Here is a 20,749-nt window from a genome sequence, read left to right on the forward strand (position 1 = left end):
GCCGGACAACTGCCGTCTCAGCTAATCTTTCTTCATCATACACTCGCTCCCATCTGTCTGCTAGGTGGGGGGGCTATTTGACGCTCACGTGGAAGAAGCCGAGAACGAAGGCGAAGAACCTGCGAAAGCTGGGTGTACCGGAAGGACAGGCCTACCAATGGGGAAACACAAGACTGGGCTACTGGCGAATAGCCGGGAGCGCAATCTTGAATCGCTCTGTTACAAACGAAAGGCTCGCACAGGCAGGGTATTATGACTTCCCTGCGCAGTACGAGCGTCTACGTCAAATGCACTCAAACGGTTGAACCGCCGTGTACCGAACGGTATGCACGGTGGTGTGGAAGGTCGGCTGCTCAACTAATAGGTAGCCTCCTATCCGATTCTCTGGATTGATGTTTTCCTCACCCGAAGTTGACTTGTGGGAATTTAGTGTTATAATTTGTTTGAACGTTCATTCAACATTAGGGGGTTTATATGGGACCAAAAACAGATAACAACACCAAGATCAGACTTGTTGCAGCAGCCTTGAAAGTGCTTGCCGAGCAAGGATATCATAAAACCTCGATGAAGGAAATTGCCAGAGAGGCTGGTGTCGCGCAAGGCTTGATCAATTATTATTTTCCCAGCAAGGACGATCTGATGTTTGAAGTATTCCAGATGGAGAGTCTTAAATATGCGGAGGAGATGCAACGGATCGCGGACATCCCGAAGGGCGAGCATTTCATACGGCATGCCCTGGAGGTTCCCAAGGGGATGGTGAATGCCTACCCGGACTGGCATCGATTGCGTTACGAGCTGTTTGCAATCGGACTTCGCAGCGAGGCTGGTAGACAAAAAATAAAAGAAAGCCTGGCTGCAGGACGTCGTCTTGTCCATCAATATTTGGATACTTTTTCGAATAACGATCATGTCAACAAATCGGCATTGGCCTCGATTATAAACGTGGTCATCGATGGACTTGCGCTAGAGCTTATGGCGGACCCGAATTATGATATTGAAGCCGCCTATCTTACATTTGCAGAGCTGCTCGAAGCTTATTTGTCGGAGGGAAGGAGATGATTTTTTTTGAAATATTGTTGAATGAACGTTCAAACAAAAAATGGAGGAGATAAGCAATGCTAGAGTACGCAAGCCTGGTTTTATGGCTGCCTTATATCGCTTTATTGGTACACACAATAGAGGAACTGCCCGAATTCTCATCGTGGTCGACCCGTCATTTTCGAGATATGTCTGCCATGCAGCATGCCGTCATCCAATCTATTATGTTGATTGTTTTGTTAGTATGCTCCGTCATGGCAACGGCGGAGGAGAGCAATGGCGTCTGGATCATTATAGTTGCAGGATTTCAGCTTCATGTCGGTCTTAATGCATTGTTTCATATCGTCATGGCCGTTCGTTTTCGTGAATATTCTCCAGGGATGCTGACGGGCATCGCGGTGTCTCTTCCGACGACCTTCGTGTTTTTTGGTTATGTAAGCCAGCATGCCATCCTGACAGGGACGGCATACGCGATTGCGATAACGGCCGGAGTGCTGCTGGCGGCTGCTGCTGTCGGAACTTTATTTCTACCCCGCAAGTCCAACAAAAAAACGATGAGGGCGGAGATATAATATGATTTTGTTCCTTGTAGTGCAAATGCTTCTCGCTATTCTTTTCCTTTTCTCCGGCTCTGGCAAGCTACTCGGCTGGTCTTCATACAAAAGAAGCTTTAAGCATTTGCGATTGCCCAAACGCATTCGCATTCTGGCAGGAATTGTTCAATTAATGGGGAGCATTGGATTAATTACAGGCTTTTGGTTCTCCTCGGCGACGGCAGCATCTGGCCTATTATTGTCGTTAACGATGTTTGCGGCCATTGCATCGCATATTCGAGTCAAGGATACACTGGTTCAAACCGCGCCTGCGATCTTTGTATGCATGCTCACCGTTTTACTGCTCTTCATATAGGCAGCGTTGCATCTGATGACCGGTCTCAAAAAGAGTTTTCAAAAACTATGAGGTGTGCCGTTTTCGCGAATCCAAACTAAGCAACCCGCCTTCCAAGGGGCAACACAGACGCATTTCAAGTCGGGCAAGAGGTTTTAGTGACTGGCTTTGAAATGGGAATGACACATACGGGCGGTTTTTCGGAGTATGTGCAAGTTTCCGAAAGATGGATTGTTCCACTTCCAAGCAGGCTTTCCTTGCGTGATGCAATGGTCATCAGTACAGCTGGTTTTACTGCCGCCCTCTCAATTGATACGTTGGAAAGCAAAGGGATGACAAAATCTGAACAGCCTGAAATTTTGGTAACCGGAGCTTCTGGCGGTGTGGGTAGTGTGGCACTTCGGCTTTTATCGCAAAGCGGCTATAAAAATATATCTGCACTAAGTCGCAAAAAACAAGAAGAAAGGCTGTTTTTATCACTTGGAGCGAAAGAAGTTGTTTACCCGGAAGATGTGATAGCAGAGAAATCAAAACCTTTGGGGCAGCAGCGATTCCATTATGTACTTGATACAGTAGGCGGGAATGTGGCATCTGCTCTAATTCCTCAAATATACTATGGTGGAAGTATCAGCATGTGTGGCAATGCTGGCGGTATTAAAATGGAGACGACGGTGCTTCCATTCATACTACGCGGAGTGAATATACTTGGCGTTGATTCCGTAAATTATCCCATAGAAAAGCGCACTCATCACTCATATATGGAAGCGATTTGCGGATGAATGGCATATCATGGACTCATTATGCATTCATGAAATTGAATTAGATGAATCAGGCAGTACGTTCTCCGCAATTGAACAGGGAACGCATGTCGGGAGAACTATAGTTAAAATTAATTAATAGATTCGGTGAACTACCAAGCACAAAGTTAACGAAAAAGAGGGCGCCAAATCAGGTGTCCTCTTTGCGTTGTACAGCTAGCCGTTAGACCACCACAGCGGGATAGTGGAAACATTGTAATATTCTAAAATTTAGCAATAAGACTGCTTCTTCGAGTTTCTGCAAGGAGTAATGGTAAATCATCAGCATAGGAAAGGCTTCATGAAAATTTCATGGCTCTCAAGTTAGAGTCGCATTGCTGCTCAGTTGCCCTGTAGAGAAGCGAGCTGCTTTTTCATGCCAAGGTTGACTTAGGTAGAGGACAAAAAGGAATGTGTTCGAAGCCGAGCTGGAAGTGACTGGGTAGGCCGTATGTCCAATGATAGTTTTCAGCAAAAAGGCGTTAGCACCCTATAGCGGCTTTTTGCTTTCAAGATTTTTCGATTGAGCGAGAAAACTATTGCCTCTCCTACCCGATTCTGCCCCCAAAATGAACAGGCTTATAGAAAGAGAAATTCGATGCTGCTCCTTGTTACGGAGAGCAGCAGATTTGCAGCAAGGAGGCATGTGTGATGGATAACAGCAGGCACTTCCTCCCCTTTTTTACTTCGACCGAATTGCCGGGATCTAACAAAAGGAAGGTGGATGAAGGACAAAAGGCGATGGAAAGCGGATCAATACGCGAGATTCAACTGGGCCGAACTCCATACATCGTGCACAGCCATTACAGTGGAACGGATATCATGAGGGAGAAACTCAGGAGACTGGTGCTAAGAGGTTGGCAGGACGAACAGCATACGCCTTCTTCATCTTACTGGCAGCGAAAAACGCTTGCTTCCGCTATCCGGCGTTAGGTAAACTAGGGGTACCAGATTGCTGCCGCAGGTGCAGGCAGATCACCGAAGGAGCTACTTAATTTGAACAAGCGTCATCTTTATCTCGATTATACGTCCATCTCATTGCGATTGGATGCTCTCGCCGAGGAAATCCGGCAGGCTCAGTTCGACGGCATCATGATTATTTTGCGAGGCGGAGCGTTTGCTGGCATTCATCTGGCTTTTTTGACCGGAGTCCCTTTTTATTTTGTCCGGTATGACCGCTCTAGCCGCGAGGTTGTGCCGATCGGACAGCTGCCGCCGGCGGGCGCTTCGCTGCTGCTGTGTGAGGACTTTGCGGGCAGCGGTAATACGCTGCTGGATTGCAAGGCATTTCTGCAAAACATGGCTTACTCTTGCTCTACGCTTGTCGTGTGCCGGGACCAGTTGTCCGCTTCGTTGCCGGATTACAGCTGCTTCTATTATGAAGGAACGGATGCGCGGTTTATTTTGCCGTGGGAGCGGTACCGCATCAATCAGCAGGCCGTGGAGGAGCTGCAGGTGGAGGCGGATCATACGTATGAACGGACCGCATGGGATATGGACGGTGTATTTGTCCGTGATGTGGAGTCCGCGCATTACCGGGAAAGCCTGGACGATGCGCTCGCGCTGCGCGACACGCTCCGACCGGCCCCGTATGCGCCGCAGGTGGCGGAAGGGGATATGATCGTAACCGGACGCCCGCTGGTGGACCGCGAACGGACGCTGGCTTGGCTGCACCGGCATGGCTTGGCCGTACCGGCCGTGTTTCGCGACGATGAGATTATCGAGCCGACATCGGAAAGCACCGCCCGTTGGAAGGGCAAGCGCGCACTGGAGCTGGGCTTTACCCACTATGTGGAAAGCGACGCCGAGCAGGCGGCGCATCTCGCTGCGTTGTACCCGGAGCTGCGTGTAACCTGGTGGAATGAAGGGAAGCCGGTGCAGCTGCAGGCGGCGCACTCGTCGAATTATTCGTTTCATCAGGCGCAAAGTGTGGGGTAGGTAGGCTGGGAGCGTGATCGAGGGGGCGGAAATAATCTGTGAGTGAGACCGAAACCGAAACTTGCGTTCCAACGGGTGTGAAGCTAAAAGAGACCGGCTTCGGATACACCTTGTCCTTAATTGGCGGAAAATATAAAATGGTGATTATGTATTGGCTATATGAGCATAAAGTGATGAGACATAACGAGCTAAAGCGAAGCATAGGCAGCATTTCCTTTAAAACGTTAAGCGTTATGCTAAAGGAAATGGAAGCAGACGGACTCATCATTCGCAAGGAATTTCCCCAAGTGCCTCCGAAGGTTGAATATTATTTGTCTGAACGAGGGCAATCGCTTGTCCCGCTGCTGGACCTGATGTGCAGGTGGGGAGAGCAAAACCGGTTGCCTGCTTCCGCTTCTGTTTTCGCTCCGGCCTCTGCCACACGCGAGTAGCTTTCATGCATCAAATCAGAAGAAGTATCTCCTTCTACAGGACATACTTCTTCTTTGCTTGTGATCCAATCGAGATCAGAGGAGGGCAGTTGAACCAATAGATTGGGAACTGCAGCACAAGATGCTGATGAGCCTCGATTAATTGTTGTTCGTTTGCTGTATTCAGCAGTCCGTCCGGGTAAGCCGTATACAACTCGTGCACGGTGTATGCTTCAGGATGTTTGTTAAGCTCCTGGACCCATCGTTTGTTGATCGCTGATGTTTCGATACTTGGATGGGCTACGACAATAAGTGTCTTCAAAATGTTGTCCTCCTCGCCTTGTATGCAACAGCTTGAGTATAAAGCTCCTGCTTCAAAAAGATAAGTATGCACTTTTCGTACAGCTACTTACCTAAAGGTGAGTGTAGCCGATGATCGTCTGCGGGCGAAGCATCGGCTTTTTGCGCTTGAAGTTTCTTTCGTCGTTTCCGGTAGAAACGGGTAGGGCGGATTTTACAATAAATTCACACAATATTCAATAAAACGTCATGGAAATGCAACAAAGGAGGCGAAACCTTTGATCAGCTTTCATCAGGTGCAAAAGCATTACGGCAGCTTTCACGTGCTCAAGGACATTCATTTGCACATCAATCAGGGCGAGGTCGTCGTCGTCATTGGTCCGTCCGGCTCCGGCAAAAGCACGCTTGTCCGCTGTATCAATCAGCTCGAAACGATTACGAGCGGCGAGCTGATCGTGGACGGGGTCAAGGTAAATGACCGCAGCACGGATCTGAACAAGCTCCGCCGCGAGATTGGCATGGTGTTTCAGCATTTCAACCTGTATCCGCATAAAACGGTGCTGCAAAACATCATGCTCGCCCCGGTCAAGGTGCTCGGCGTCTCCGAGGCAGAGGCGAAGGAAACGGCTATGTTTTACTTGCAAAAGGTTGGCATTGCGGACAAAGCCGGCAGCTATCCGGCCCAGCTGTCCGGCGGCCAGCAGCAGCGGGTGGCGATTGCCCGCGGGCTGGCGATGAAGCCGAAGGTTATGCTGTTTGATGAGCCGACCTCGGCGCTCGACCCGGAGACGATTGGCGAGGTGCTCGACATCATGAAGACGCTGGCCAAGGAAGGGATGACGATGGTCGTCGTCACGCACGAAATGGGCTTCGCCCGCGAGGTGGCGGACCGGATCGTCTTTATGGACCAGGGCCGCATTTTGGAGGAGGCGCATCCGCAGGAGTTTTATGCCCAGCCGCGCGAGGAACGGGCGCAGCTGTTCCTGAGCCGTATTCTGAATCATTGATCAGCCCGGCGGCTGCACGGCAGCCGGAATTACAAATTCGAGAAAAGGGTGGATGCACGATGAAGAAAACATGGAGAAGCCTGACCGGTCTTACGCTTGCCTTATTGCTTGGAGCGACAGCGCTGACTGCCTGTACGAAGGTCGAACCGGCCTCAACAGGCAAAGCAGGCGACGGTGCAGCGGCGAGTGCCGGAGCGGGAACGCTCGGCGAGATCAAGAAACGGGATAAATTCGTCGTTGGCGTCAAATACGATCTGAACCTGTTCGGGCTGAAGGACCCGGCTTCCGGTAAGGTCGAGGGCTTCGATATCGACATCGCGAAGGCGATTGCAAAGAAGCTGCTCGGCGATGAAAACAAAATCGAGCTGAAGGAAGTGACGTCCAAAACGCGTATCCCGATGCTGCGCAACGGTGAGATTGACGCGATCATCGCGACGATGACGATCACGGAGGATCGGAAGAAGGAAGTGGACTTCTCGGATATTTATTTTATGGCCGGTCAATCGTTCCTGGTGAAGAAGGACAGCCCGATCCAGTCGATCGCGGATATGAAGAAGGGCACGAAGGTCGTCACCGCCAAGGGCTCCACCTCGGCGGCCAATATCCGGGCCAAGGCTCCGGACGCGACGGTGCTGGAATTTGAAAACTACGCGGAGGCGTTCACGGCGCTCAAGGCCGGACAAGGCGACGCGCTGACGACAGACAATGCGCTGCTCTTCGGGATGGCGAAGCAGGACCCGAGCTTCCGTGTGACCGAGGGTACGTTCACCGAGGAGCCATACGGCATCGCGATCAAGAAGGGCGACGACGAGTTCGTGAAGGCAGTCAACGATACGCTGAAGGAACTGAAGGCGAACGGGGAATACGATAAAGTGTACGAAAAATGGATCGGCGCCAAGCCGCACAACTAATTCGCCAAAGGAGCTGAGCGCATGCTTGATCTGACCGTGCTGACCGAGCATTGGGGCATGTATGCGGAAGGGTTCGTCAACACGGTCAAGGCAAGCGTGCTTGCCCTGATCGGCAGCTTTCTGCTGGGGACGGTGCTGGCTGTGTTCCGTATCGCGCCCTACCGGGTGTTGAACGGACTCGGCGCGGCCTACGTGGAATTTCTCCGCAACATTCCGCTGCTGCTCGTTGTCTTTCTGTTTTTCGTCGGCTTGCCGGCGGTGGGCATCGTTCTGGAGCCGTTCGTGGCGGGGACGCTTGGCTTGACGGTGTACACGTCGGCTTTTATTGCGGAGACGATCCGCGCAGGTATCCTGTCGGTGCCCAAAGGACAGCTGGAGGCGGCCCGTTCGTCGGGCCTGACCTACGTCCAGGCGATGACCTACATCATTTTGCCGCAGGCGATCAAAATCGTGATTCCGCCGATCGGCAACCAGTTTATTAACCTGGTGAAGAATTCCTCGATCCTCGGTGTCATTGCCGGGCTGGATCTGATGTATTTCGCCGACCTTGTGTCGACGCAAACCTTCATTACCTTCGATGTCTATATTTTCGTGGCGTTGTTTTATTTGGCGCTGACGATTCCATTAAGCTTGCTGGTCGGCTATCTGGAGCGCCGTCTGGAAGTGAACCGCTAGAGGGGGGAGACAAATGGATTTTATCGGCGCATACGCTCCCGAGCATCTGAGGTTTCTGCTACAGGGCTTCGGGGTTACGCTGGAGGTCGCATTTTACGCGATTGTGTTTAGCTTTATCCTCGGCGTTGTGCTGGGCGTGCTCCGCTTCGCGAAAATTCCGGTCGTCTCCTGGCTCGTGGTGCTCGCGGTCGAGACGGTGCGGAACCTGCCGCTTCTGCTGATCATCTTCTTCACCTACTTCGCGCTGCCGGAGATCGGGTTCAAGCTGGATAAAATGTTCGCCGCTGTGCTGGCACTCGTCATCTTCGAATCGGCGATGATCGCCGAAATCGTGCGCAGCGGTCTGAAATCCGTCGACCGGGGGCAGGTGGAGGCGGCTCGTTCGTCCGGTCTGACCTACGTGCAGACGCTGTGGCATATTTTGCTGCCGCAGGCGCTGCGCCGGATGGTGCCGCCGATGGTGAGCCAATTCATCTCGCTGCTCAAGGATACGTCGCTGGCGGTTGTCATTGCATTGCCAGAGCTGATGAACCACGCGCAAATCATTAACGCACGCAATGTCAACTACGTCATCCCGATTTTCGTCGCGGTCGCCATCATGTACTTCGCTGTCAATTATGCGCTGTCGGTGCTGTCGAGAAGATTGGAGCGCCGTGTTTCCTGACCTCGGTTAATTTTTATGCATGAAGGACCGCCATTTTCTTGTACACTAGAGATGGCGGTTTTCCTGTTCCTGACGGTTTTAAACCGGTTCATGCCGGGGCAGCCCCCATAACGGACGAAGGGAGTGAATGAGCGTGCGGGAGAAGCTTGTTATTATAGGGGTGATTATGCTGGCAACGGCCTTTTTCGGGGAAATGAAGGTCAATCCGTTTGGCGGCTCCTTCCGTTTCTCGCTGGGCATTGCCGCGTTTTTTTTCGGCTTGCTGTGGTTCCGCTCTGTCCCGGTGCTGTCCACCGGCTTCTTGACGGTGCTGTTCATCCTTTGCTTCCGCACCGGGCTGGACAAGCTGGCGTATGGGCTGCCGTTTGCGGACAGCCTGCATGCTCATCTGCCGTCGGCTGTCTTCTATATTACGTTTACGGTGCTGCTGCATCTGAGCAACGCGCGCAGCCATCTGGATTACCCGTTCCGTGTCGGACTGATCGGGACGGGACTTGATTTTATTTCCAACGTAGTTGAGCTGCTGGCGCGGCAGGCGCTGGGCGACCCCGTTGCGCCGACCTGGCAGACATTGCCGCTGCTGCTGCTGTTTGGCTCGCTTCGCAGCTTGTTTACGGTTGGCCTTTACAACAATTTCACGATCCGTCAGGTGCGCGCTGTCGGGGAGTTCCGTCGGCAGGAGCTGGAACGGCTGCGGATGATGAATACGAATTTGTACGAGGAAGCGTTCTATTTGCGCAAGTCGATGGCTCATCTTGAGGATATTACGCGGGAAAGCTACCAGCTGTACCGGCGGCTTGGCGAGGACCGGCATGACAGCGCGCCTGTGGCGCTTCGCGTCGCGGAGCATGTTCATGAGGTAAAGAAGGATTCGCAGCGCATCCTGGCCGGGTTGTCCAAGCTGATGCATCAGGAGGAGCTGGCCGAGCGGATTTCGATTGCCGAGCTGTGCCGGCTGGTTGTCAACACGAACCGCAACTATGCGGAGATGCTGGGCAAGCGGATTGCGGTTGACGAGCAGTGCGGCGTTGATCTGGCGACCTCGCGGATCTACGAGCTGCTGTCCGTGCTCAATAATCTCGTGGCTAACGCGGTTGAGGCAAGCGGGGCGGCTGGCAGGATTGAGCTGACGGTTGCGCTGGACGGGCGGGAGCTGGTGTTCCGCGTGCAGGACGATGGGCCGGGCATCCCGGAGGAGGAGCAGGAATGGGTATTTCAATCCGGCTATACGACGAAGTATGATAGAGACGGGAACGCCTCAACCGGCATCGGCTTGACCCATGTGAGAGGCATCGTCCACAGCCTGGACGGGCGAATCGAGCTGAGCTCGCGCGGGCGGGGGGCTTGCTTCGAGGTGCGTGTACCGACGAATCAACTATTGAAAAGGGAGGGCGCTTCCGATGCTCCAAATTTTCCTGATTGAAGACGATGCGGTCGTGCGGCGGATGCTGGACCGGATCATTCATGAAAGCGGACTTGGCGAGGTGACGGGACAGGCGGAGGACGGCGCGCTTGTGTCGAGCGACCAGCTGTATGGCATCGATGTGGTGCTGATTGATCTGCTGATGCCCGGCATGGACGGCATTCAGACGATCCGCAAGCTGCAGGCCGGCGGGTTCACCGGACGGTTCATCATGATCTCACAGGTTGAAAATAAAGAGATGATCGGCGAGGCTTACCAGCAGGGCATAGATACATTCATTCATAAGCCGATCAATCGGCTGGAGGTGCTGTCCGTGCTGAAGCGGGTAGCCCATCATATTTCGCTGGCGGTGTCGCTGCACTCGATCCGCAAGTCGCTGCAGCTGCTGGACAGCGCCGGTGCAGAGCCTGCTCCCGGCGGCCTCGCTGCTCGCAACGGGTTAAGTGACGCAGGCGCAGGAGCAGGTGCAGGGAGCGTTAGTCCCACCTATAGCTCCTATGAGCAAAGCGCATTGGAGCAGAGGGTCAAGCAGCTGATGCTGCAGCTCGGCATTGCCGGGGAAGCGGGAGCGCCTGACCTGCTGCTGATTATGCAGTGGCTGCAGAAGGAAGGACGGAGCGGCGAGCCGCTGCATGATCTACAGCTCAAGGAGCTGTACATCCAGACGCTGCAAAGGATGCAGCAGACGGGCGGCGGCGCGGGTGGGGCAGCGGCGGCGCTGGCGAGTGGCGGAGCGAGCGGGGCGGCGAGTGCAGCAGCGGTGGGTGCTGCGGGCGCGGGCGGTGGAGCGAATGGGACGGGGGCGAGCAAAGGCGCAAGCGCTGCAGCAGCAGAGGCGGGCTTGGCTGCGGCTGGAGACGGTCGGGCTTCGGCCTCTACTTCGGCTGATGCGCGGCAGCGTCAGCGGCAAGAGCAAGCGCCGGGCAGCGGCTTGGCCGAGCCGGACGGCGGGACAGGCGACTTGCAGCGCGAGGTGCGCGCGATGGAGCAGCGTATTCGCCGGATGGTGCTGCAGGCGTTCACGCACTTGTCCTCACTTGGCTTGTCGGATTACGGGAATCCGACATTCGAGCATTTCGCGCCGCGGCTATTCGACTTTCAAGAGGTGCGGCTGCGCATGCAGGAGCTGGAGCAGGACGAAAAGACCACGAAGTGCCGGATTAACGTGCGGAGATTTTTGTCGGTGTTTTATATGGAGCTGCATAGTGAATAGGGAGAGCGTGGCGATTAGAGTAGACCGGGTGAGTTGCTTGAAGCGGACTGGTCTGCATGAGAGGAGCGGACAGATAGGTCACTTTGTTGGAGTAGGCTTGTTGAATAGGGCTGGCTGCTATAGGGGTTTCAGTATTTGGATTATTAGGGTATTAGGAAATAAGAGTGAATGCTGACGAGCAATAGGGGCTTCGGTGCTGGGCTTCCAGCAGTGGCGTTCCGACCGGTTTTCGAGGATTGAGCCACTCTTTCGGCAGACTTTCAATCCTCGAAAAAAAGCGAAGCCAGACCCTGTACGGCGTAGCCACAAGCATTGGTTTGAAATTAAGCTGTAGTCTTGGCTGGTGGAGGCCAATCGCGAAGGAAGCTTGTTAGATGGATCACTGATTTTGATGAACGATGATGTTGTGTCTACAAAGACGAAGAAAGCGCCGTCTCCCAAAGGAGGGATTCACGGCGCTTTTCTGGCTTCACAACCCGTCAAACGTCAAAGCATGATGTTCCTTATGATTTATAGCCATAGTCTAGTCCTCCTTGACTTCTTTTATTCCAAACAGTACAAGTTCTTTGATTCCTAGATTCCTTTATTATATTGTTCGCTAAATACCAGTGATCGGGAAGGGGATTTGCTGCTACGATTTAGGACGGAAAGCCGCTGGATGAGAAAATAAAGTCGTAAGCTGCGGCTCGATCCAAGCTTTGAAAAAGCATACTGGAGAACATTTGTGAGGTGTGAGTGTTTCCAGGGTGTGAGCTGCAAAAAACGCCAATAAGAATTTCGCGTCCTGGAGGATTGGGGTAAAGTAAGGAGGCAGGGCTAAGGCTGCCGAAAAGACTCCTCCAAGACTTTCCGGCGGGTTTTCGAGGATTGAGCCACTTTTTCAGCAAACTTTCGATCCTCGAAAAAAAGCGAAGCCAGACCCTATACAGCGTAGCTGCAAACCCGCGTTGCGTCTCGATTTTTTGGCGGCCATTGACGTCGGTAGCAACGTGACCCGACAAATATAGGGAATCGAAACCGCTCAACTGCGTAGAGCGGTTGACTCAGCAACATCGCCCAGCAAATGTAGAAGATTTGCAACCTCTTCAAATCATCCGTGAGTAAAGTAATATGACCAACACCACCAGCCGTCCGAACCGGGACGGCTTTTACTTCTCCCATCCCTCCCATCCCTCCCATCCATTCCCCGTCCACCACTTCCAGTTTATAAAATTTTAAGAATTGTTTTACCTCCGCTTTAGAACTGGTTTAGCGGCAGTTAACGGCAATCGGATAAGATAGAGTCAGGGAAGCAGCAATGAGGCAGCGCAACGATGAAACAAGGCAACGTGGTTTCCCGGCATTCTGGCAAGCCAAGAAGAAAAAGGAGGCAGCAGCAAACGATGAACAAGAAGCTGGCAATGATGGGGCTGGGCGTGGCGGTAGGCGGTATGATGCTGGTGACAAGCGTGTACGCAGGGGTCGGCGAAACGCCGGGCTATGAGACGTTTAAGTCGGCGGTGAAGCAGACGGCCCGGGTGGACAATGTGACCCGTCAGGTACTCGTATCGGTGCAGGACAACGGCAATTCGCTGCTGAAGGTGACGTCTACGATGAAACAGGATCGCGGCAGTCGCTCAGGCAGCGCCGAGGTGGCGGTGACGAGCGGCGCGGATACGCAGACGGTGCATCTGTATAACCAGGACGGGAAGCAAATTGTGAAAACAGAGGATTCGGACGTGTATAAGGTACTGGAGCTGGGAGAGCGAAAAGGCAAGCTTCAGCGGGAGCATGACGGTGCTTCGCATGCACCCGATGCGCAAACGGTCGCCGAGGTGGAGCAGGTTGTCGATGCGCTCGTTGGCAATCTGAAAAATTATGTCACGATGAGCGAGGGCGCGGGGAACGTGAAGGATCTGCATTTCAAGCTGTCCGGCAGCCAAATTTCGCCAGTAGTGAACACGCTGGGTTCGCTGGCGATCAAGCATGGGACTTCGGCTCAGACGAGCACAAGTCTGCCAACGAAGGCAGACACGTTTGGCGTGGATCTCCAAACCTTGCGCAGCAGTATGCCGCAGCTGGTGAGCGACATTAAGCTTGATGTCGTCGAAGTAAATGCAACAGTGGACGCCGATAACCACCTGACGAACCAGTCGGCCGAGCTGCGTATTTCCGGCAAGGATGCACAAGGAGCCGATCATGATGTTGTGGTGAATGTAGGAATGACGCTGTCGAGCCTGAACAATACGACGCCGGATACGGTTGATTTGTCCGGCAAGCAAGTGGAGAATGTCAAGCTGGAAGGACCTTCCCATAAGCGCTGGGGCGGCAAGAGCGAATAGCTCACGCGAAGCTAGCCTGCCCGCCCGAAGCTCCACAGGGAGCTTGCCTCATTCGGCGCGCAGAAACAAACGGAGGCGGAAAGCCTGATACGCTTCCCCCTCCGCTCTACGTCTGTAAGGTAATCTGTAACGTAAAGGGTGAGTCACGATGAAGCCAGTCGCAGAGGTCAGGCAGCTGACGAAGCGCTACAGCAACCGCCGCGGTGTCGAGAATATTCAGATGACGGTGCAGCAGGGAGATATTTACGGTTTTTTCGGCCCGAACGGGGCGGGGAAAACAACGGTCATGAAAATCATGGCCGGGCTCAGCCGTCCGGACCAGGGCGAGGTCAGGCTGTTCGGGCATGCCGTAGCAACGCAGTATGAACAGGCCATGGCGAAGGTCGGCGTGCTGATCGAGACGGCGGAGGCGTACACGTATATGAGCGGGCGACGCAATCTGGAGCTGGCGGCGCGTTTTTATCCCGGTATTGGGCAGTCGCGGATCGACGAGGTGCTGGAGCTGGTCGGCCTGACGCCATACGCGCAGGAGAAGGTCGCCGGTTATTCGCTCGGGATGAAGCAGCGGCTTGGTCTGGCGGCGGCGATGCTGTCGAAGCCGGAGCTGCTGATTCTCGATGAGCCGACCAACGGCCTGGACATCGAAGGGACGGTGCAGATTCGCGAGCTGATTTTGCGGCTGGCCGGGCAGGAGCGGACGACGTTCCTGATCTCCAGTCACCTGATCCACGAAATGGAGCTGATGTGCAACCGGATCGGCATTATTCATGAAGGGCGGCTTGTGCGCGAAGCGTTTGTCGCGGAGCTGCAGGCGGCGGGCGGGACGCTGGAGCAGGCGTACTTGCGGGAGCTTGAACAGGTCAGGAGGGCGGCTGCTCATGCATAGCTTTAAGGCAAGTGTATACAATGAATGCGTCAAGCTGGCGGCCAGACGGAGAACGTTATTTTTCCTCGCGGTTGTACTCGCGCTGCCGATCCTCGCTGGCGGCTTGCTTTCGTCGTTCCAAAGCGGCATCGGGATCGGGGCGATCGCTTCCGCCGACTTTCCGATATTGATGCTGAATGTGCTGACAACGGTGTTTTTACCCTTGTTTGTCGCGATCGGGGCGGCAGATGTGTTTTCCGGGGAGATCGGCGACCGGACGATGAAGCTGACGTTGACCCGTCCGGTCAGCCGGTTTAGCGTGTTTGCAGCCAAGCAGCTGGCGCTGCTGCTGTACTTGGCGCTGTATCTGGTCGCCGGCTTGCTGTCCTCAGTTGGCTCAGCGCTGTTTTTTCAGCATTTCGGCGGGCCGGGAACGGTGCTCGATTGGCTGCTTGCTTATGGGGCGGCAATGGTGCCGCTGGCCGTGCTCAGTATTGCGGCGGTTTGTGTGGCGCAGCTGTTCGCAAGCAGCAGCACGGCGCTGACGGTCAGCCTGCTGTTGTACATCGGCCTTAAGGTGGCGGCGTTTTTCGTACCCCAGGCTGGCGTGTATTCCCCGACGGCGTATATGGATTGGCATCTGCTTTGGCTTGGCGGACCGACGGGCGACGGAAAGCTGTCCAGCATCTTTATGTTTCTGACGGCGTGTAGTATATTGTTTTTTACGGCAGGGTTTTACCAGTTTGATAAAAAGGAGTTCTGATCCGGATGTCGATTCGCTTGCGGCTGGTGCTATCCTATGTGGCAATGCTTGTGGTGCCGCTCATTCTCTCTGTGCTGGCCGTCATCCTGATCGCTGTCGCGATGCTGGGCAGCCTCAAGTCGGTATTCCAGGTCGATGCCGTGTCCGGGCACGGCAATGCGATCAAGTGGGTGGTCGAACAGGAAGCGGAGATCGCGGCTTTTGTCCAAGCGAAATCCGAAGTGAGTCCGGATCAGTTTCTGGATGCGGCCTTCGCGCAGGAGCTGGAGGAGCGGCTGCACAAGATCAACATGGGGTTGATCATTCGGAAGGGCGATCAGATTGTGTACGCTTCCCCGACGGCGAAGGAAAGCGGGTCGAGCAGCCTGGCTCAGCTTCCCCCCTACGGCAGCGGCTCCGAAAAATTCAAGCCCGGCAAGGGAGCGCTGTGGATGACGCATCAATCGGATTTTTTGTTCACGGATCAGGGAAAAGGGACGGTGTTCATTTACCTGGACGGCAGCCCGCTGCAAAAGTACTTGCGCCAATTTTCCGCTACCGCCTTTTTTGCGTTTATTGCGATTCTTGTACTGACGAACGGCGCACTGACGTATCTGGTGTCGCGCAGCATCATCCGGCCGCTCCGGGCGCTCAAGCGCGCTGCGGAGGAGATCAAGGACGGCAATCTGGATTTTCAGGTCGTCCCCCAATCAAGGGATGAGATCGGCGAGCTTAGCCGCGCCTTCGAGGAGATGCGGCGCAGGCTCAAGCAGTCTGTGCAGCTGCAGCTGCAATATGAGGAAAACCGCAAGGAGCTGATTTCCAACATCTCGCATGATCTGAAGACGCCGGTGACGGCGATCAAGGGTTATGTGGAAGGGATTATGGACGGGGTGACCAATTCGCCCGACAAGCTGGACCGGTACGTGAAGACGATTTACAACAAAGCGGTCGATCTGGACCGGCTGATTGATGAATTATTTTTGTTCTCCAAGCTGGATCTCGGCAAGGTGCCGTTCCAGTTCGAGACGGTGGATCTGAGCGCGTATGTGCAGGATTGCGCCCAGGAGCTGATGTTTGATCTGGAGAAAAAGGGAGCCAGCTTTCAGCTCAGCCAGCTGCCCGCTGTGCCGCTGCTGGTGACGGCTGACCGCGAGAAGCTCAAGCGTGTGCTGCTGAATGTCATCGGCAATGCGATCAAATACAGCGATGAAGCAGCTTGCACGATCCGCATGGCAGTGAAAGCAAGTGACGGCCAAGCCGTCATTGAAATAGAGGATAACGGGCAGGGCATCTCCCCGGAGGCGCTGCCGCATATTTTCGACCGGTTTTACCGGGCGGACGCCTCGCGTAATACGGCGACCGGCGGGAGCGGGCTGGGGCTGGCGATTGCCAAGCAGGTGATGGAGGAGCACGGCGGACGAATCTGGGCGACAAGCACCGTAGGCCGGGGGACAACGGTGTACCTGGCGCTGCCTGTGTCGGAGCCGGAGCGAGCGGAGGGACGGAGATGAGACGGATTTTAATCATTGAGGACGAGCCGAGCATTGCGGAGCTGCAGCGGGATTATCTGGAAATTAACGGCTATGAAGCGGATATCGAGCTAAGCGGGGATCGCGGGCTGCAGCGTGCGCTGAGCAGCGAATATGATCTGATCTTGCTCGACCTGATGCTGCCCAAGGTGGACGGCTTCGAAATTTGCCGCCGTATTCGCAGCGAGAAGGACATTCCGATTCTAATGGTGTCGGCCAAACGGGAGGACATCGACAAAATACGCGGCCTGGGCCTGGGCGCCGACGATTATATTATGAAGCCGTTCAGTCCCGGCGAGCTGGTCGCCCGCGTGAAGGCGCATTTGGCCCGGTATGAACGGCTGATGGGCAGACGCGAGGCCCGCAACGACGAGGTGCGCATCCGCGGTTTGCTGATCGACAAGACGGCCCGCCGCGTATTTGTGAATGACCGGGAGGTTGCGTTCACGACAAAGGAATTCGACCTGCTGACGTATTTGGCGATGAACCCGAACCGGGTGTTCAGCAAGGAGCAGCTGTTTGACCACCTGTGGGGGATGGATGCGTTAGGGGAGATTGCGACGGTTACCGTCCACATCCGCAAGCTGCGGGAGAAGCTGGAGCAGGACCCGTCCAATCCGCAATATATTGAAACGATCTGGGGCGCGGGCTACCGCTTCCGGATTTGAACCTGCGCATACAAGTCGGACTGTCTGTCAGCGGAGACGATGGTCCGGCTTGAGCTGTCGCGGCTGCGGACCGGGATTCAAAGCTCCTGCAGCCAGCGGAGCCGGTACACGTTCATGCCCGTCTGCCCCAGCTCCTCCAGCAGGCCGTAATTGGCCCAGGCGCCGACGACGGCTCCGATGCCGGGAACCAGCTGCAGCAGCTTGCGGAAATCAATCGTGTCGCGGTATTCCTGCTGCAGCTGCCGCCAGTTCACCTGCTCCCCGACGGTTTCGCCCGGAGGCAGCGTCTGCGCATAGTCGGGCCAGCTGTGGAGGGTCGCAAGCAGCGCGGGCTTTTTCTCGTGGCCGGAGTAGGCGAGCTGGAACATGTATAGAATGTACAGCCGTTCCCGGTAATCCTGTGTCGAATGCCCGTACACATGGGCCAGCTCGAACAGAAATTTCATTTTGATCCCGATCAAAATCGGAAAGTCCGCCAGGCCCAGCAGCAAGCCGCCTGCCCCGGCTCCCGCTCCTTCGGCGGCGGCCAGCTTTTTGTAGAAGCTGAGCAGCTCTTCGGCGCGCGCATCGCGCAGCGCGAGGGAGAGGTCCGTGAGCGGAGCGGTTTTCGGCGTGTAGTCCATCGTAAATAACGCGGTTTGCACGATCCCTTTGACGGCTGCTGTAATCGCGGCATGTACCTTCTCCGGAATGACCTGGTTGATGCGCGACTGAACGGAACGCGAGGTTTTCTCCAGCAAGCCGGGCGGCTTGAGCAGCTCCTTCTCCCAGCGGATCAGCGCACGGGAGGTTTGCTGTTCATACAACGTATACGATTCCTTGTTTATTCGCACGATTCTCATCCCCTTGGCTTTGTAAATGGCTCATGGTAGTTGATACGCAGCCGGAGGCTAAAGTATGCACGGGCCGGGCAAGCCGAATAGCCGGAGCTTGGGCGACAGCACCGCTGCAGGTGTGCTATGCTTGATCGTAGACAAACGTTTGAGCCACAGGGTTCTGGCGAACGGGCGAGAAGGGACGGAAAAACATGACAGAGCCAACATGCCGCTGCGGCTGGGTCAATCACGACCCGTTGTATGCAGCGTATCACGATCAGGAGTGGGGCGTGCCGATTCATGAAGACCGCAAGCTGTTTGAAATGCTCATTTTGGAAGGCGCGCAGGCCGGTCTCAGCTGGTATACGGTGTTGAAAAAAAGAGACCGCTACCGCGAGGCGTTCGATGGCTTCGAGCCGGCAGTAGTGGCCAGATACGGGGAGGACAAGCTGGCCGCGCTGCTGGAGGACGCCGGGTTGATCCGCAACCGGCTCAAGCTGGCCGGAACGGTGCGGAACGCCCGTGCGTTTTTGCAGACGCAAGCCGAGTTTGGCAGCTTCGACCGGTATGTATGGCGGTTCGTCGGCGGCTCGCCGAAGGTGAACCATTGGACCTCGCTGAGCGAGGTGCCTGCCAGCACGCGGGAATCCGAGTCGCTGAGCAAGGACTTGAAGAAACGCGGCTTCACGTTCGTCGGCTCGACGATTTGTTATGCTTTTATGCAGGCGACCGGCATGGTCATGGACCATACGACGGACTGCTTCCGTTATGCGGAGCTGGCGCACTGAGGCTGGCTTTGTCGGGTAATCCAAGTTATCCATATCAAGTATTCCGGCGCTTCCGCCCACGTCATTCGTGGACGGAGGCGTCTTTGCGTTTGTCCCGGGAGGGAGAGAGAGCCAGAGCGGGAGCCGCGGGCGCTCAAGGGGGAGATCCGCGAACCGCTGCCTTTCTGTTCTTCTTTCACGATAAAAGCAACTGTTTTCCGGAAAATGGATGTCTGCCCATCCGTGCGACGGCTTCGCTGAATAGTCTATGGATAGATCGGGCAGATTCCGTGCGGATTGCGGGCTATTTGAAAGGAGGAAAGCGGATGAAACGCCGACTGGATGCCGCGATCGTTACGCCAGGTACATTTCTCATCCCGTCAGGCACAAGCAGTTCGGTGGAGACGGTTGCTGCGGAGGTGGCAGGCCGGCTGCAGGAGCATATTTCGATCGCTGTGCTGGGTCGTCAAGGGCTTCGCCAGCGCTCAAGGGAGAGATTGAACGGCGTTGATTATGTGAGGGTCCCCGCCCCGTCGCCCGGCGTCTATATTCGTTCGATCAGCCGCCAGCTCGGTCGACTGCGCCCGTATGTGATTCAGGTTGAAAACCGGCCGAGATTCGTTCGCGTGCTCAAGCGCCGGCATCCCCGGGCGCGAATTTGGCTGGCGCTGCATTCGGTCATCTTTATGTCCAGACCCCATATCGGTCGGCGGGAGCTGAGACGTTGTCTGGCCGCGGCGGACCGGATTATTGTGAACAGCCATTATTTGCGACGGGAGCTTATCCGGCGTGCGCCGCGTGCAGCGGACAAAATTGCGGTTAACCATCTGGGCGTTGATCCGGTGCGGTTTAGTTCACGCTGGACGCCGGAAGGAATGAGCAAACGGCAAGCTTTTTTGTCCGCGCGGGGCTTGGAGGGGCGCAAGCTTATTTTGTATGTCGGTCGGCTGATTCCGATCAAAGGGGTCCATCATCTGCTTGCCGCGATGCCGGCCATCATCCGCAAGGCGCCGAAGGCGATGCTGCTCATTATCGGGAGCGCTTCTTATGGCTCCAACCGGATGACGCCTTATGTGCGGCGCTTGCGCAGCATGGCGCGCGGCTTGCCCGCGCATGTCCGGTTTGTGCCGTACGTGTCGCACCAGGAGGTAGACAAATGGTTCCGGCTCGGCGATGTGCTCGCGGTTCCTTCCGTTCGGCATGAAGCCTTCGGGCTAGTCAATGTGGAGGCAATGTCGGTCGGCGTGCCTGTGGTCGCCACCCGGACGGGCGGGATGCCCGAGATCGTGCTTGACGGTGTTACCGGATATATGGTCGATCCGGCTGATCCGGTAGGCGGTCTGGCCGACCGAATCTCGACGCTGCTGCGTGATGACAAGCTTCTGCGGACGTTCGGGGAAAGGGGCGTGCAGCGGGTCGCCAACTATTTTACATGGGACAGCACGGCCCGGCGCTGGCTGGAGCTGCTGGACGACGAGCGGACTTAGCATGTAAATTTCCAGGCATAGGGGTCATTAGGGGGCATGGCCTGGCTGCCAGAAATGACACGAGGCACGGTATTTTTGCCGCAAGTGCGCCCGCGATTACGTTTCGCGGGTTTTTTGGCTTGGGCGAAGGGCGGTGCCTATTTTTTGGAGGGCGAATGACCAAGACATAGGTAAATGCATATGTTACAAATGACTACTCAAGTGAACATAGTATGAATTGCCTTACAAGATAAGAAGGCATTAAGGAGGATCTGGAATGAAAAAGGAGAGCCGCCGTAGTCAGGGCAA

The 20,749-nt window shown here is 55.2% G+C and carries 21 protein-coding genes and 1 pseudogene; 20 read left to right on the forward strand and 2 right to left on the reverse strand.

Annotation, left to right across the window (positions count from 1 at the left end):
• Positions 1-474: 474 nt before the first annotated feature.
• The 7 genes from AC6ROY_RS12800 (at position 475) to AC6ROY_RS12830 (ending at position 5,092) form a co-directional block, all read left to right on the forward strand.
• Complete coding sequence (locus AC6ROY_RS12800; RefSeq protein ID WP_500100882.1) at positions 475-1,059, forward strand: TetR/AcrR family transcriptional regulator; 585 nt, start codon at positions 475-477, stop codon at positions 1,057-1,059.
• A 56-nt stretch (positions 1,060-1,115) separates the two neighbouring features.
• On the forward strand, positions 1,116-1,610 hold the full coding sequence (locus AC6ROY_RS12805; RefSeq protein WP_214628663.1) for an HXXEE domain-containing protein: 495 nt from the start codon (positions 1,116-1,118) through the stop codon (positions 1,608-1,610).
• A 1-nt stretch (position 1,611) separates the two neighbouring features.
• Positions 1,612-1,947: a DoxX family protein gene (locus AC6ROY_RS12810; RefSeq protein WP_500100883.1), complete on the forward strand. Its 336-nt coding sequence runs from the start codon at positions 1,612-1,614 to the stop codon at positions 1,945-1,947.
• A 137-nt stretch (positions 1,948-2,084) separates the two neighbouring features.
• Positions 2,085-2,705: a zinc-binding dehydrogenase gene (locus AC6ROY_RS12815; protein WP_500100884.1), complete on the forward strand. Its 621-nt coding sequence runs from the start codon at positions 2,085-2,087 to the stop codon at positions 2,703-2,705.
• 669 nt (positions 2,706-3,374) lie between these two features.
• The gene (locus tag AC6ROY_RS12820) at positions 3,375-3,656 is read left to right on the forward strand and encodes a hypothetical protein (RefSeq protein ID WP_500100886.1); all 282 of its coding nucleotides are present in this window, start codon (positions 3,375-3,377) and stop codon (positions 3,654-3,656) included.
• A gap of 63 nt (positions 3,657-3,719) precedes the next feature.
• Complete coding sequence (locus AC6ROY_RS12825) at positions 3,720-4,661, forward strand: phosphoribosyltransferase (RefSeq protein ID WP_500100887.1); 942 nt, start codon at positions 3,720-3,722, stop codon at positions 4,659-4,661.
• Between the two features lie 38 nt (positions 4,662-4,699).
• Entirely contained in the window at positions 4,700-5,092 is a 393-nt protein-coding gene (locus AC6ROY_RS12830) for a winged helix-turn-helix transcriptional regulator (protein ID WP_500100888.1), read from the forward strand.
• A 73-nt stretch (positions 5,093-5,165) separates the two neighbouring features.
• On the opposite strand, the pseudogene AC6ROY_RS12835 reads toward AC6ROY_RS12830, so the two are convergent.
• Positions 5,166-5,393 (reverse strand): annotated as a pseudogene (locus AC6ROY_RS12835) (NAD(P)H-dependent oxidoreductase); the annotation flags it as partial.
• Between the two features lie 256 nt (positions 5,394-5,649).
• Here AC6ROY_RS12835 and AC6ROY_RS12840 point away from each other — a divergent pair.
• The 11 genes from AC6ROY_RS12840 to AC6ROY_RS12890 all read left to right on the forward strand — a co-directional run bounded on the left by AC6ROY_RS12840 (position 5,650) and on the right by AC6ROY_RS12890 (position 17,392).
• Positions 5,650-6,378, forward strand: a complete 729-nt coding sequence (locus tag AC6ROY_RS12840) for an amino acid ABC transporter ATP-binding protein (protein WP_500100889.1) — start codon at positions 5,650-5,652, stop codon at positions 6,376-6,378.
• Positions 6,379-6,437: 59 nt separating this feature from the next.
• On the forward strand, positions 6,438-7,289 hold the full coding sequence (locus AC6ROY_RS12845) for a transporter substrate-binding domain-containing protein (RefSeq protein WP_500100890.1): 852 nt from the start codon (positions 6,438-6,440) through the stop codon (positions 7,287-7,289).
• Between the two features lie 21 nt (positions 7,290-7,310).
• Positions 7,311-7,964 carry an amino acid ABC transporter permease gene (locus AC6ROY_RS12850; RefSeq protein WP_500100891.1) on the forward strand — a complete coding sequence of 218 codons (654 nt, stop codon included), beginning with the start codon at positions 7,311-7,313 and terminating at the stop codon, positions 7,962-7,964.
• 13 nt (positions 7,965-7,977) lie between these two features.
• The gene (locus AC6ROY_RS12855) at positions 7,978-8,628 is read left to right on the forward strand and encodes an amino acid ABC transporter permease (protein ID WP_500100892.1); all 651 of its coding nucleotides are present in this window, start codon (positions 7,978-7,980) and stop codon (positions 8,626-8,628) included.
• A gap of 133 nt (positions 8,629-8,761) precedes the next feature.
• A complete protein-coding gene (locus AC6ROY_RS12860) occupies positions 8,762-10,051 on the forward strand; it encodes a sensor histidine kinase (protein ID WP_500100894.1) in 1,290 nt (429 codons plus the stop codon).
• Positions 10,029-11,264: a response regulator gene (locus tag AC6ROY_RS12865; RefSeq protein WP_500100896.1), complete on the forward strand. Its 1,236-nt coding sequence runs from the start codon at positions 10,029-10,031 to the stop codon at positions 11,262-11,264. Before AC6ROY_RS12860 ends, AC6ROY_RS12865 begins: the two co-directional genes overlap by 23 nt.
• A gap of 1,382 nt (positions 11,265-12,646) precedes the next feature.
• Positions 12,647-13,585, forward strand: coding sequence for a hypothetical protein (locus AC6ROY_RS12870; RefSeq protein WP_500100897.1), 939 nt, complete (start codon positions 12,647-12,649; stop codon positions 13,583-13,585).
• A 148-nt stretch (positions 13,586-13,733) separates the two neighbouring features.
• Positions 13,734-14,471 carry an ABC transporter ATP-binding protein gene (locus AC6ROY_RS12875; protein ID WP_500100898.1) on the forward strand — a complete coding sequence of 246 codons (738 nt, stop codon included), beginning with the start codon at positions 13,734-13,736 and terminating at the stop codon, positions 14,469-14,471.
• On the forward strand, positions 14,464-15,213 hold the full coding sequence (locus AC6ROY_RS12880; protein WP_500100899.1) for a DUF2705 family protein: 750 nt from the start codon (positions 14,464-14,466) through the stop codon (positions 15,211-15,213). Before AC6ROY_RS12875 ends, AC6ROY_RS12880 begins: the two co-directional genes overlap by 8 nt.
• Positions 15,214-15,218: 5 nt before the next feature.
• Positions 15,219-16,706: a sensor histidine kinase gene (locus AC6ROY_RS12885; protein ID WP_500100900.1), complete on the forward strand. Its 1,488-nt coding sequence runs from the start codon at positions 15,219-15,221 to the stop codon at positions 16,704-16,706.
• Positions 16,703-17,392 (forward strand): response regulator transcription factor, encoded by a 690-nt coding sequence (locus AC6ROY_RS12890; RefSeq protein WP_500100901.1) that lies wholly within the window; start codon positions 16,703-16,705, stop codon positions 17,390-17,392. Before AC6ROY_RS12885 ends, AC6ROY_RS12890 begins: the two co-directional genes overlap by 4 nt.
• A 77-nt stretch (positions 17,393-17,469) precedes the next feature.
• On the opposite strand, the gene AC6ROY_RS12895 is transcribed toward AC6ROY_RS12890, so the two are convergent.
• On the reverse strand, positions 17,470-18,225 hold the full coding sequence (locus AC6ROY_RS12895; protein ID WP_500100902.1) for an EcsC family protein: 756 nt from the start codon (positions 18,223-18,225) through the stop codon (positions 17,470-17,472).
• 194 nt (positions 18,226-18,419) lie between these two features.
• Here AC6ROY_RS12895 and AC6ROY_RS12900 point away from each other — a divergent pair, with 194 nt between their 5' ends.
• Both AC6ROY_RS12900 and AC6ROY_RS12905 read left to right on the forward strand, forming a co-directional pair.
• Positions 18,420-18,995 carry a DNA-3-methyladenine glycosylase I gene (locus AC6ROY_RS12900; RefSeq protein ID WP_500100903.1) on the forward strand — a complete coding sequence of 192 codons (576 nt, stop codon included), beginning with the start codon at positions 18,420-18,422 and terminating at the stop codon, positions 18,993-18,995.
• A gap of 305 nt (positions 18,996-19,300) precedes the next feature.
• Complete coding sequence (locus AC6ROY_RS12905; protein ID WP_500100905.1) at positions 19,301-20,461, forward strand: glycosyltransferase family 4 protein; 1,161 nt, start codon at positions 19,301-19,303, stop codon at positions 20,459-20,461.
• Positions 20,462-20,749: the final 288 nt, after the last annotated feature.

This window comes from Paenibacillus sp. sg306046, assembly GCF_059821225.1.